The organism is Micromonospora echinofusca (genome assembly GCF_017614955.1).
In the GTDB taxonomy this organism is placed as follows: Bacteria; Actinomycetota; Actinomycetes; order Mycobacteriales; family Micromonosporaceae; genus Micromonospora; species Micromonospora echinofusca_A.
On sequence record NZ_WVUH01000178.1, the window covers coordinates 1 to 14,833 of the forward strand.

The following is a 14,833-nucleotide window of genomic DNA, read 5'->3' on the forward strand; positions in this document are numbered from 1 at the left end:
CCCCACAATGACCCCCACCCCAGCACTCCATCCGACTGGACCACCTGGACCGAGAGCGCCAGCCAGGGCCAGGCGGTTCATCCGGAGCAGGGCTTTGTTGCGCAGTACACGCCCGATGGCGGGGCGGTGGCCATCGTGGCTGACGACAGCGCAGGCCAGCCCTCGCTGGTGGTACGCCCGGAAGTGCTGTCCCCGTTGGAAGGTGCGCTGATCGTGTTCGTCGATCAGCGGCTTCTCGTGGAAAACCCGTTTGTCGACGCTCAACTCCTGGTCGCGGCCTTCGAGCGGGTGATGGGAAGTCTGCAGCAACATCATGCCGTGGTGGTGTTGGCAGGGTTCGCAGCCGCCAACGAGATCGCGCTTCCCCAGATTTCCGGCAGGTACCCGGACACCATCTTCGTCGCGCCTGGCCGTCCCCTGGTGGTCTCGGACGACCGGCTTGCCGTTGACCGGCGACGGGACAGCCTCTGGGTCGAGTATCACGGCGGGCGGCGAGGGACGAGAGATTTCCGTGAGTTGACGCAGACGGTGATAGCCGAGATTCGGGGCGTACGGAACCCGGAGTCATCGTTACCGGAGCAGGGGGTGTTCGCCGCCGGCCGCCTGTTGTGGCTGGCCGACCGACCGGAAGCCGACATCGCACCGCTCGTCCCTGGCATGGTCACCGTGGTCTCGCAACCCGGACCTCGTGTCGCTGCGGGGCATACGGCGAGCGCCCCGCGAATTGCGGTGGGCGGGGAGTTCATGACCGCTGTCGAGTTTGCCGACTATCTGCGGGGGATCGATGGATGGCCCGAGGAGGGTGGGCCGGACGTCCTGCTGATGGCGGGGGATTCAGGCGTGGTACCGGGTGTGTCCTTTGCGGCACAACTGCGTGATGCTCTACGTGTTGGCGTTCTGGCCTCCCGGACACCGGTCTTCACCCGCGCCGACGGTGATGTGCGTGCGGGGATCGGCCTGTCCATGGACGACGGGCAGATCCGGCTGCAGATCGGCGTGGCCGGCTGGGAATGGTATGCACCGATCCCGAGGCTGCCGGTCGACAGGATGTCCGCATCTCTTGCCGACACGCTGCGCGCGTTGGGCAGGCAGCAGGTTTCGTGGCCGGCGCTGGGCATGGGCCAGAACGACATCTCCACCTGGGGCGGCCACGAGCAGTGGCTGGGGGCGAGTTTCGCGGCGACCCCGGCTGCGGTGGCACCGGCTGCGGTGGCGCCGGGGCTCCCGAACGCCCGAACGATGGAAGCAGTTGATGAGGCGGCGTTTGCCGCAGATCTCGCCGAGGTTCAGGAGAGGATCGCCGCGCTGGAGGCGGGGAACGACGGTCTTTCCGCCGCACTCGCTGACCTGTCCGAAGATGACCTTGTCACGTTGTGGCGATACCTCGCCGACCGGGCCGACACGTACGAGCTCAGCCCGGTGGCGCTCGAACACACGCCCGAAGACCGACTCGTCCTCGCGCATATTCTCGATCCTGCCTGGGATGCATGGGTCCAGCTACCCGGGCATCCCGACGAGGATGGCCTCAGTTACGCCTACGTGAAGGTGTCGCCGGGTCTTCTCCCGCTCGAGTCGATTCTGCGGTACGCGAACAATGTGCATGCTGGCCCGATCCTGACCGGTGCGCGACGTGTTCGTCCGGAGGGCAGCGTCGAGATCGCGATAAGCAATCAGTATGTCAAAACGATTGCCGGACTTCATGATGATGTCTCCGGCCTGGCCAGCCTTGCCCACGAGAACTGGTGCTTGACGGTCACTTCGGGCAGCGATCCGACCTATGTGTTCACCCCATTTTCGGAAGAGCTTGACCTGCGCGCCAGTGTTGAGGCTATGCGGATCACTCCGCATGCAGGTCTCCAGGAGTCGGCATTGAAGATGGGCCGGGTGTGGGACCCGGATCTCAACAAGCACTTCTACCCGATCTTCCTGCACAACTATCTCCAACTCAGATACGGAAACGAAAGCCACGTCAGTGGGGTAGCGGCCGAGCTGCGGATGAGGCGGGATCTGTGGCGGGACAAGACTCTGGTTCTTGTTGTGGAGTCGTCCCACAGCTCCGGCAATCCCTTCGCGCAACGACTGGCAGACCTGCTCGACCAGGTTGTCGTCGCGGCAACCGGTGCAATCATGGTTCTCGACAACAAAATCGAGTCGGGAGGTTTGGCCACCTTCCGGGACGCGGCCAGCGGAAAGCTGAAAATGGGGCTGCTGAGGAATCGGCAGGGGTGGCACGCGTTCTGGCCCCGTACCGGGCGGGGGTTGCTGATGGGGCCATTTCCCGCCAGGCCTGACATCGCGCCGGTTGAACTGCCGGGTGTTGGAATGGAAAATGTGCAGGCGCCGTTGGCTCACGAGTCGGACCCGTTGAATCAGGTGATGCCGACCTACGATGTAGGGGCGGCTTTGCCTCGTCAGCAGCCGCCGGTGGGGCCGCTGAGTGACAGCGCTCAAGCGATGTATGATCAGAGTATTGCTGTGCCCGGAATGCGCATTTTAAAGGGCAATCCGGTGGCAGGGGAACTGCTGGAGGAGGTCGTGTGGGCGGTCCGTGCGCCTACGGTTTCTCAGATGTACACCATCGACATGCACGGCGGCGAAATGGTAGTCAAAGTTGGTGATGCGGGTTTTGACCCCTTCTACCTGGCCGAGGTGCTTGTCAATGACCCGTACTGGCAGCCGGGCGACGACGGGAAGCGGCCGGATCTCCTGCTCGGATTCTGCAACCCGTATGCCCAGTCTGACAGCACTGACCAGATCCCGTTTCTGCCGGTAGCGCAGAGATGCGCCGATGCTCTGGTGCAGAAGCTCGACGGGGACATCGCCATTTATGCGGCCGGCGGCTTGGTGTCCTATGACCAGGTGGATCGCGAGTTCTATGTGAACGTGATGGTCCCCGCATCGGGGGGCGAGTCGGTCAGACTGGTGACTGACCACCCGGCGGCGAAATTCTACAAGGTTGCTGGTCGACGGATCGGTGAACACCTGAGCGCTCCTGTACCCTCGCACCCACGATTTCCCGTAAGTGCGCACGCACGACACTATGAAGAAGAGCTTTCTGAACCTCCGGTACGCGTGCCACTGGACCTGGAGTTCCCGGTGTCGGCGCAGTGGCGGGCGCAGCCTGCGGATCTGATGGCCGCCGAGCTCGTCGGTCTTGGGGGTGACTTCGGCGGAGACCTTCAGAGCCTGCGAGTTTCCGCGCCCGACCAGCTCGGTCTGTCCTCCTGGGAAGCCCGGGCACTCTGGCGACTTTTGTGGGAATACGAGGATGTCCAGCGCAACACCGCGATCCTGGACACTGCGACATCGCTCGAGCGGTACGAGGCTGGCCTGTGGCGTGGCCTGGTACGTACCGCCGTTTCGGCGGTGAACGCCCTGCCGGATCGAGGCTTCGGGGAAACCGGATGGGGCTACGTCTCGATACCCGCGCGGGACGGTGTGGACCCCGTCCGGCAGGTGGAGGACTGGCTGCGCGACCCGGGCCCCGGGCCGGTGCGGGTGCTGAGCTCCCTGCGGCCGCAGCCCGACCAGATCCTGATCGGGATAGGCGGAGGCATGGTCAAGGACGTAACGGTCCTGGCGCCCGATATGCCGGGCAGCCAGGCAATTGGCTTGGCCAATCTACGTGGTGTGCGCCTCGACGTGCGCCCGGCGAGCACGGAGCAGAGCTTCGTCACCGTGGTGCCACATTCCTCACCGGCGCCGAGCGTGCACAGTCTCGCCGAATCAGATGACACCGCCTCGTCGATCTACGCCCTTTTCGGGCACGTCGAGCCTGCCGCGTCGGAGGGCAGGGAGCCGGACTCCCTGCCCGATCCTGTCGCCGGCCGTCCGGTAGCGGCGGGTGCCCAGTTGTCGGCCGCGGAATCAGCCGCCGTGTTCGACTATCTGATGGATTGGTCATCAACGCTGGCTCTTACCGAGGAGACCACGGGGGAGGGTGGGCGCGACAGAGCCATGTGGGAGTCCATCGTCGAGCCCTTCCGGGAGCTGAGTCGAAGGTTGCCGTGGCATGCCGAGCAGGAGGCCCACAGTTATCTCTACCTCGACGCGGTGCCGGACGAGTTGCCCCATGACTCCATCCTTCGATGGCTGAACAACCGGGGACTAGGTCCGTTCCCGGTCGGTGACCGTCAACTGCCCCCGCCGCCTCGCACCATCGAGGTGGCGGTCACCAACAGGTTCGTCCGGACGACGGGCGACCTCGGCTTCCGCTTCGCGGACCTTGTTCGTTCGCCCTGGGTCCTGACGCGCAGCCAAGCAGCGGAAGCCGAACCCGCCTACCGCCTGGTAGGTGCGCCGCGAGAGGAACTGCCGAACAGGTTCGGTGCCGGTCTGATGCTCGACTGGAGCGGCGGCGAAGGCTCGGACCCCCCTGCACAGTGGGCGGAGTGGATGGCGCCACCCCCGGACGCCTATCCCGTCCTCTTTCGTAGCGGGTCCTACAACGCCGAGTCCGAAAACATCGCCGCAGGTTTGCTCGCCGCCGGCCTGCGGCCCCACCACCCGCTGTGGCAGGGCAAGACCCCGGTCCTCGTCACTGATCTCGCACATGACGACGCTGCGTCGCTGGCCCGCCAGGTGGCTGAGCTCGTCCGACACCCCGTGCGGACCGCTGCGATCTCATCCGCGGCCGTCAACGACGGCATTCCTGCGACGACTCGCTCCCCTGCCGATGGGCCGGGTCTAGCGGAGATCGAACCCGCGACGTTCCGGTCGATTCCGGGGGCCGCTGAACCAGACAGCGGTGAGGCCATTGTGCGGCCCGACCCAGGCCCGACGGACCAGGTGGAGCCGACGGAGCAGGTGGTACCGAGGGAGCCGGCGGTACCGACGGTGCAGGTGGAATCTGTCGGGCGGGACGAACCGGGAGCTGGTTCCCGAGCAGGCGTACACCAGGTGTTGTGGCTCGGCAGTGCCGAGCCGGAGGTGGATCCTGCGGAACAGGCGGCGGTGCAAGCGGCCCCTCGCGCGGTGGGCATGGTGACGATCCTGTCCCATTTCGATGTGGCCGGGCAGCGGATCCAGGTTGGCGAGAAGTACCTGAACGCGGTCGAATTCGCTGCCTATCTGCGGCGGGATCATGGCTGGCCCGAGCGGGGCGGCCGAGATGTGGTTCTGGTCGCCTGCGAGACGGGCCGCGCTCCGCGTTCCTTCTTGGGCGGCGGAGAGTCGTTCGCCCGACGGTTGAGGGCGGAACTCCAGGTCGGCGTACTGGCCCCTCGAAGCGCGGCGTTCACCCTGGCCGACGGGCAGGTGATCACCGGCGGGGTGAGCCTGCACGCCGTAGGTGGCCGGCTCAGGCCGTTGCTGGACCGGCCGTGGTCGGCGTCGGTGTGGAAGTGGTACGACCCAGATCCGACAAAGCCTTCGAGGCTCCTCGACTCGTCGCTGACCCAGGCGCTGGAGAAGGGCCTGGGTAAGGTTGTCGTCGTACCGTCCAGCGAGGTGCCGCTGACACCGGTCCGCTGGTCCGGCCGCCCGCACGGGCCCGGCGCGGTCGACTCCCTGCAATCACCGGCACCGGCCGGATCGACCGGGACCGGAGCCCCGCTCGGCGTCGGGCCGCACCACCTGCCAGGCGCCACCGCCACATCGGCGCCGACCCATGACGCCGCGAACAGCGGAGCGGTCTGGGTGATCAACCACGAGCCGGCCTTCGCGTCATCCGTCCAGCCTGACTCTGCGACGACCCACCCACAGGCGCTGCCGGACACCACGGTGCTGTACGTCGTGGAACGCGACGGGGAACATTCAGGCGACGACGTCGACCTCAACCAGATCGTCGACGATACGGATGCGGCTTCCCGGCCGGTCGTTGTGGTTGCGGTGCGGGACGCGGCACACCGGTTCACAGACCAACTACGTCGACTGGCCGACACGCATCCGGAAACCTGGTTCCTCGCCCCGAACGGTGCTGTCTCCGTGTCCGACGGACTCATCCACGCCGGGCCGTCCGGTACAGCCGAAACCTGGGAATCCTTCCACCACGGCGTCGAGCCCCGGGCCGCGCTGGTGGGCGCGATCACGCCCACGGCCCTCGCTGCCTGGCGGGCGGCGATCAGCTCCGCCGTGGTGGAACCAGCGACGGCAGCAACCATCGAGCTGACGGCGCCGGGCCCGGTGCCGGTCGGCAACACCCCCGCGTTCGCCGCACCGGATCGCGGGAGGTCGACGGGTTCGACCAGCACGCCGAGTGAGGGCGAACAGCTCGACGTCGCCTGGGCGGTCGACATGTTGCCGGTACTCGAAATGCGACTGCGCCATGCGGAGGAACTGGCCTCACCGGACGCCGTGGAGATCCAGGCGGTGGCGGAGGCCCTGACCGAGCTGCGCGTGCTCGTTCAGCAGGCGGAGGCAGCAAACGAACTGCCCACCTCGTCGCTGGCCAGGCTGATGGCCACCGCGACCGTCGAGCAGATGCGGACGTGGCAGGAGATCGGACAGCGGCGAGCCGTCGAGGCGTCACAACCTGCCGACAACACCGGCACGCAGCCTCGCCAATGGCTGAGCAGCGTGCTGTACCGAGAGTTCCCGATCTGGACCGGCGTGCTGAACCGGGCACCGGACGCGCTCGTGGACGCGGACTTCCTGCCGGTGGTGCAACAGGTCCTGGACCCGGCGGCCACGGTCGTCACCGCAGCGCACCTGACCACGCTGGACAACCACATCCGGACGCTGGTCGACGGCGGCCAGCAGGTCACGGTGGACGCGTTGATCCGGCGGGCGGCGTTCGACCGGCTCAAGGCGGAGCTTGGTGCGCTGCCCACCGCCGCCGGACGGGCCGCGGAGCTCGACCAGCAGGTGGTCGAGGTGATGAACCGAATCGGTGGGTTGCCGGACGACCGGCGACTCGAGATGCGCGGGCTGATCCGCGACCTCCTGGTCGAACGGGAGGAGCACGTAGCTCCCACCGAGGCGAACCTGCGGATCCTCGACACGTTGATCAGCGCGGCGTACCGGCGATATGCCAAGAGCAACGACGGCGCCAGCCCCGACGGGCCGTTGGGGTTGAGTCACCTCCAGGACCTGCTCCAGCACAAGCTCGGCGACCGGGCGCAGCTCACCTGGCAGAACATGACGAGGCTCGCTGACCGGGCCGACGCGCGTGAGCTGTGGCGCAAGCGACACCCGGTGCAGGCCCAGCTGGCCCAGGTCGCGCGCGCCTTCACCGTCAAGGTGCCCGCGGTGCGCACGTCGGGGGTCTACCGGACCGTGCTGTCGCGGCACGAGCGCACCCTCCAGAAGCAGCCGGGCCAGGTCGACTCTCCGGCGGAGCGCCTGCGCGAGACAAACGAACTGTGGAACACCATCTCCGCCGCACCCGCGGCCCCTCAGTCGCGTACCCCGATCGCGGTCGACCGGGCGGATCTCGCAGCGCTGGTGCGGGTCCGGCGCACCGTCTATGCCGACGCACGCGACCGCCGCTACACGGGGCTGTCCGACTACCAGGCGATGGCGACGGAGTTGCTGGGCGCCGACGGACGGGTCGGCGCCGCCGAACTGGCCCAATTGGCGGCGCTGGTACGCGAGGCCCGCGCCAACGGGGTACCCGGATGGCGCGCCAACCTCGTGCCGTCAGCGGAGCGGTACGGCCGATCCGTGCTCCGCAGGCAGCTGACCGAGTCGGCGCTCTCCCGATGGCACGACGGGCGGCCGGGCCCCCGGCCCATCCCACCCGGCGTCGCCGGGGACCACAGCAGGCTGGTCAGTTCCTTCCACGCCATCGGGGAAATGCCCTTCGTTCCGGCGCTGACCGCCTGGCTCAACAGCGCGCTGCCCTTCGGTACCGGTGCGGTCTCCGAGGACGTCGTCAGCCGAACCCTGATGTCGTCCTTCGCTCAGGTGCTCGATGACGGAGCGGTGCTGACCGTCAACGCAGGGGGCCGGACGTACGACATCCGGTTGTGGGCGGTGCCGACCGGGGCGCCGACGGTCGAGGACGGCAGTCTTCTGGAGGCCAAGCAGGAGGGCAGCACCCGGTTCCCGGGCAAGCAGGAGCTCCGCATCTACCGCTACGAGGACCGGGCGACCGGGCAGGCGTCGGGGCGGGGCCGGAACTGGGACGCGGGAATCACCTATCGGAACAGCTTCGGTGATCCCGACACCGTCGGTGCTGGCCGGGTGGACGCATCCGCCACCTACGGTCGGGCGAGCACACAGGGCCGGCGGCAACTCGCCGCGAGCGCCCTGTCCGACTACCAGCAGCTACGGATCAAGGAACCGTTGGGCTGGGTGCGGCTGCCCGTCAACTGGGTCGCCCGGGTGCAGGAGAACCAGGGTGAGCGGCCCGGCCGCTGGCGGGACATCGAGTTCCGGACCGAGGACGGCACACCACGACAGGACGACGTCCGGTACGCGGTCGCACAGTTCCAGTTGCCCTACTCCGCCGAACAGAGCCAACGCGCCGAGCTGGCACCCAACGTCGATCCGGGCTACCTCCAGGAGAAGGAGATCACGACCCCGGAGCAGTTCCCGGTCTGGGACATGGACCACGCGGTGTCGCGCCTGCAACTGGCAGACCGGGTGCTGACCGAGGTCCGGCGGATCCTCGATCCGGACGACTACGCCTTCTGGAAGCCGGCCGTCGAGGCGTACCTGACCAACGACCAGATGGTCATGGGGCTGCGGGACATCCTGCGGCCACGCGACCAGCGGGACTATCAGCAGGTGTTCCGGCAGACGTTGCAGCGCGACGGACGGTACCTGAGTTTCAGCCTCACCGCCGGTGACCTGCCACAGCCGGTCAACGCCGTGACGAAGATCAGCGAGGTGAGCCGGAGTGGGGAGACCCGGTTCGACAAGGTGTCCGCAGTCGTGCTCAAGACACTGCTCAGCGTCGACGATTCCCGATCGGGCCGGGGCACCCTCACCGGAGGGCTCCGCGTCCTCGCGCAGTACCTCAGACTGAACGGACGCGCGCAGTACACGCGCCGCACCGCCGAGCAGCACATCCGCCACCACCGGGCCATCCTGACCCGTGCCTCCCGGGTGGGGGGCACCCTACAGGTCCTGCTGGCCAACTTCACCGTCCAGCTGGACGTTCACCACCAACGCGGCACCGCCCCACCGGTGACCGGCTCGGCGGCGGTGCCCGGCTACGCACACTTCCTGCTGCACTCCGCAGACCTACGTGCGCTGCCACTGGACTGGGCGCCCGCGCGCAGCGAGCAACACCGGCAGCAGGACACGGCCGAGGACGTCAAGCTGGCCCAAGACGCGACGCCGGACCCGGACCGGAGATGGTGGTCCCCGGGCGCCGGGTTCGGCGTGACCATGGACTTCGTGGAGCGCCTCGACGGCGTGCAGGACCTCTACGACGCCATCGCCGACCGCATGGTGCAGGAGGGTCACCTGCCAGCTGACGCGTCGCCCCGCGACCGCACACCCTGGGAACATCTGCAAACGTTGGCTGTGACCGGTGCGGACCTCAACCGGCCCGGACAGGGGTACGCGAACTGGCAGACCCTGCTCAGTCAACTCTCCGAGCAGTCCCTGCGGACCCGGGCCGACGACGTACTCGGTGCCGACGCCGACCAGCCGGGCGTGACGATGACCTTCCCGCATCCGTCGGCCCCGGCCGACCTGAGCCAACGGCTCACCATCGGGCTGCGGGCCGAGGTCGTCGGTGACGGTACGCACCAGGGCATCACGAAATACCAGGTGCAGTACGGTCACGCCAGCGTGGACACCATGGCGGCCAAGGGAGCCGGCACCACCAGTACGGACATCTCCGGGGCCGCCGGGCTGGGCGCGACCGTCAACGAGGCCGGTCTGCTCCAGGGACAGCACGGACGCCAGCACAACACCTCGTCCAGTACCAAACTCGGTCGTACCCAGTCGACCTCGGTGGCCTCCGACACCGACGGACAGAAGATGCCCAGCTCCCGTTACGTGGTGCCGATCCGGTGGACCTGGTTCGCCGAACTTGGTGACCAGCGCGTAGGCGACGGTAGCCGCGACTCGCGGGCCACTCTGTTGCAGCCCGACAGTCTGCACGCCCGGGCCAGCGATCGGCCGTTGCCGCCGCTCAGCGTCGTACCCGTCCAGCCGACGCAACCGCCGGTCACCATCGACACCGGCGGGACACCGCCGCCCTGGCTCGCCACCGATCAGCGGTTCCGTTCGCCGCTGACCACCATGGGTACGGCGATCTACACGACCATCGGGGTCCGTGGCGTCGGGGCCCTGCAACAGGAACTCATCGCCGCGTTGCCGGATCTACCGAAGGCAGCCGTCTGGCAGGGACTCACTTCGACCGTCTACAAGAGCGCCCTCCTGCGTGCCCTGTCCGCTGCGGCCACGATCCCGATCGGTGACCGTCAGATCGCACTGACGGCCCAGCCGGTCGGCCGCCCGGAGGTCGTCAGGGTCTGGTTCCCCTACACCCAGCAGGTGCTGGAGAGCCAGGTCGGCCACGAGCAGGGCACGGAGGCACTCACGCTGCGCGGGCGCAGCGGACAGGCCAACCTCGGTGGGACGTCCCTCGGCTCCGACGGGTCCGGGATGGCAGCGGGCAACATCGCCATCTCGGACTCCACCGGCGCCGGTGAAGGGCAGGCGTCGTTGTACACGGTGGGCAGCTACCGGGGCATCTACCAGGACACCGAGATGGCCGTGGTCCGTACCGTGGTCGTCAACCGGATCACCATGCCGGCCGGCCCCGTGGTCGAGACCTTCGGCGAGGTGCTGCTCAACGTACTGCTGGCCGACGTGCTGGCCCACCGGGACGCCTTCGACCATGCCGGGCTGCTCGACAGCCATCCAGCGGGTCCCACCCAAGCCTCGACGCCGCCGCTGGCCCGGGCCCTGACCACCAGACTCGACCCGCCGGTCAGCCTGCAGGACGGACTGTCCTGGGCGGTGGTCTGGCCCATGGTTCTCGACGGCGGCGCCACGGAGGTCGGTTTCGGTGCGTTGACCCGGAAGCTGACGGAACAGGCAGCCAGCTTCGGCGAGCCGGACCTGGTCACCCAGGTGCGCTCACTGCCGTCCTGGCTGAGCCCCTATCTGGCCAAGATGCGTGACGGTGGCGCGACATGGACCTTCAAGGCCGGCGGACGGACCTTCGAACTGGTGATGACTGCGGAACTGGTCGGACCGGCCCGGGACAGCCGCCCCGGGGCAACCGGTGAGAAGATCTACGATCGCGGCAACGCCTACCAGGACACCAGCCGCCGTAACGTCACCTCGACGAACGTGACCATCGGAGCGTCGGGCGCCAACGGACTGGGACAGGCCGACGGGCACTGGGGGCTGAACCTGACCGAGTCGCGCTCGAAGCGGGTCGACCAGGCCGACACCCGAGGCTCCAACCTCCTGTTCATGACCGGCCTGCGCGCCAACAAGCTGACCGATTTCACGCAGGCGGTCCGCTTCGACGCCAGCATGCGGGAGATCACCGACCTCGGCACCCGAATCGTGGACGGCCTGCGCAAGCTACCGGGTGGCGCCTTCGGCGCAAAGGCCCCGGTCCGGGACTGGTCGATCACCGTGACCGAGGACCATGTGGTCAGTGTGCCGACGGAGGGCACCCTTGCGCATGGCGCCCCACGCCAGGATTTCGGGATCACGCTCCGAAACCGGCTGCCGGCCACCTTCCGGATCGAGGGAATGCTCGGCCTGCAGGCGATCTTCGACGCGGTGGCATCCACCGGGCGGGGCCGCACGCTCGACCCGGCGACCGTGACGCCGACGTCGGCACAGCTCACGTTCGAGTCGATCCGCGACAACCTGGCTGCCATGCTCACCCACGAGGGCGCGCGGTTCGACTCGGTCGCCACCGCCACCGAGGTCCGGCACGTCGGTGCCCAGGCAATCCTGGTACGCGCCCGCTTCGACCGGATCCGCCAGCTCTACTACATGGAGAAGGCCGAGCTGGAGAACTACGACCACGCGACAGATCTCGCCGCCCACAGCACCGGTAGGAACAACCGGCACAACACCGGGGTCACCGCCGACCTCGCGGTCGAACTACCGGCAGGGATCGGCCGGATCGGACCCCGTGTCGGCGTAGGTGTGGAGAGAACCGGAAACATCAACGCTGACCGCACCGCCTGGATCGAACGCCGGCCCTGGCTGCGCTCCGACACGTCGGTCTTCTTCGTCTACGCGACGCTGAACTACGAGATCAGCGTGCCCGGAACCGGCGAGCCGTTGCGACGTGTGGGGGGAGTCGAGCTGGTTGTCGACCAGAAGGGCGCCAGAGAAATGGGAATCCCGATCGAGGACCTCATGTCCGTGGTTCCACCCGCGAAGCGGGCCAAGGAATTCCCGGATGAGGCGATACAGAGCGGGGCCCCACAGCCGCATTCGTCCGGCTCATCGCAGTCGTCCGGCAGCAGGGACCAGGCGATCGTGCAGGGGTTCCGGACAGTGGTCGGGCGTCTGGGCGAGATGACCGAACGCGGTGCCTCGCTGATCGAGCCCGAGGGCCCCAGACCGGCACCGGCACCGGCAGACCTGACAGCCGACACGACCGGGCCCGTCCGACCCGGCTCTGCTACGGCATCCGGGGAGACGAGTGCGCGAGATGCGGTCGTTGCCTTCCGTAGCGCCTTCGGCGCTATGAGCCGCAGCGCCGAGGACATCGAGCTGACCGGTCCGCTTCCGGACGCGTCGCAGGACGACAGCGGGCAACCGCACCGCGAGCCGCGACGGTAGACAAGGGTTTTCCAGGGTTCCCGTCACCTCCTTCGCACCTAGTTTCAGCGCGAGAGGAGGTGACGGGTGACGTGGCTGATCCCGAAAACCGATTGGGAACGCTGGAACGGGTCTACCGGGCCAACTACCCGGCGCTGCTCACGTACGTGCAGAAATTGACGCTGGGGGACATCGCGAAAGCCGAGGACGTCGTCCAGGAGGCGATGGTACGAGCCTGGAAACACATGAACAGATACCGGCTCACCCCGGAAACCGCCCGGCCCTGGCTGTTCGCGGTCGCGAAACGCATCGTGATCGATCAGTTGCGAGCCAAGGCCGCCCGTCCAATAGAAATGTCCGGAGACTGGATGGAGTTCCGGCCAGCCACCGACAACGAGATCGACCGGGCACTGGACGCTCTGGATGCCCGGCACGCCCTGGCGAGCCTACCGGCGCACCACCGCGATGTGCTGGTCAACCTGTACCTGCGGGAGCGCACGACCGAGGAGACCGCCGCAGCCATGGGGATCCCACCTGGCACCGTCAAATCACGAGCCCATCACGCACTGCGTACGGCACGGCGGGTGATGAATCGCGCCGGTCAGGACAGGAACCAGGCCAGCAGCCGATGCTCGCCCGCCACCTCCTCCGTCGAGGCGGAGAACCCCGCGTAGCACGGTTTCTTTCCCAAGATGCCGCTCAGCGTCAACGGGACGGTGAGCAGCGGCTTCGACGGTTTTCCGGTGCCGCTGGAGAGAAAAACCCGGACGGAACGCTGTTTGGCGGAGTAGTCGATCCACGCGGTGATCTCACCGCTGTTCGGACCAAGATCCGTCCGGGCACTGCCCAGCCGGGTCGCAGATCCGACCCGGGCAGTCATGACCGTCACCGTGCCGGCGGCGGTACCCGCCGGCGCCAAGAAGTCGATGTTCAGCCGGGGACGGAGCTGATCGAGCGGCAGGTTACCCCCGACGCCCTCGGTCTGCAGGACGAAGGAGAGCGCCCCGGGACCGCCGGTACTGCTGAACCTGAACGCCGTACTGAACGATTCCGCCGGATTCAACGTCTCCGCCGACCACACCGCTCCGGATCGCTGCGTCCCATCGGCGATTCGGACGCTCGGCGCGGAGTGGTTCGCCACACCGCTCAGGGTGAGCCCGCCGGTGTCCGCGAACGTCGGGTAATCGATGCGGTAACCACGGCGCACCCCGGGAGACACCGTGGCCTGCGCCGATGCCACGCCCTGCGCTACCGGCGGCGCGGACGTCTGGTCGCGGTCCAGCCAGTCCGGCAACTCGACGATGATGAACCAGCCGGCCACCGCAGTCACGACCACCATGGCCAGCAGCGCCGGCCAACTCGCCGCCCGCCGCGACCGTTCGACCGGTGAACTCTCCGGCGCGGCCGGTGCCGGTTCCACGATCCGTCGAACCACCGGGACCTTCGCCGCCCGGTCCGGCTCGTCTGGGCGGCGCCCGAACGGCGGGGCTCCTGCCGCAGGCAGCGACTCGGACGGTGCGGACGGGGCGACCACGTCCTGGACGGGAGGCGCCCCCGACGGCAGGGGGATCGATTCCGTCGTACTGGGCGACCCCGGCAGCTCTCTGGATGGACCTGCTGGCACAGGGGGTGACGCTGTTGGCGCTCGCCTGCCACGTGGAATGCTCGCCAGCGCGCCGGTCGGGGAATCTGAGCTCGCCTCCGCATTCTGCGGGGGCGAGGGGAGCGGTTTGCTGACCGCGGAGGAATCGAGCGGATCGGCAGCTGGCTCCGGGACGAGTGCCTGCTCATGCTGTGCGGCAGAGGCCGACCGCTCGTTCGCGCCGGCGTCCATCCCCGTTAATTGGGGTGCGCGGAGCCAGACGGCTCGGACGGGCCACAGCGTTTCGCGCGGAGTACCGTCACGCTTCGCCATGCCAGCCGCCGTCCCTGTCGCCAACATCCGCCCCCGGCCCTGTGGCGGCCAGTTGCTCACCGGCCACTACGTACCACTCGGCGATTTGGTTCAACCGACGCAGCCGGACAGGGACTGTAAAACGTTTGACGGACCCTCACCCGAAAAGGGGCTCTACTGACGTTGTCGTGGGTAGGGGTTTCATGATCGTCCGGGTAGTGGTGGGCACAGGCCGCCGCGTCGGAGCATGGCCATGGTGATCAGGGCGTTGGCGGAGTGGTATCCGTAGCCCTGGCG

Annotated in this window: 3 protein-coding genes; 2 read left to right on the forward strand and 1 reads right to left on the reverse strand. The window is 67.9% G+C overall.

The genetic code is table 11. The features are described 5' to 3' along the window. Positions 1-135 precede the first annotated feature (135 nt). On the forward strand, positions 136-12,663 hold the full coding sequence (locus tag GSF22_RS19765; RefSeq protein WP_208815203.1) for a hypothetical protein: 12,528 nt from the start codon (positions 136-138) through the stop codon (positions 12,661-12,663). 71 nt (positions 12,664-12,734) lie between these two features. After that, the gene (locus tag GSF22_RS19770; protein WP_208815204.1) at positions 12,735-13,316 is read left to right on the forward strand and encodes a sigma-70 family RNA polymerase sigma factor; all 582 of its coding nucleotides are present in this window, start codon (positions 12,735-12,737) and stop codon (positions 13,314-13,316) included. On the opposite strand, the gene GSF22_RS35760 is transcribed toward GSF22_RS19770, so the two are convergent. Continuing rightward, positions 13,244-13,972, reverse strand: coding sequence for a hypothetical protein (locus GSF22_RS35760; RefSeq protein ID WP_208815205.1), 729 nt, complete (start codon positions 13,970-13,972; stop codon positions 13,244-13,246). The two genes, GSF22_RS19770 and GSF22_RS35760, sit on opposite strands and share 73 nt — an antisense overlap. Between the last annotated feature and the right edge of the window lie 861 nt (positions 13,973-14,833).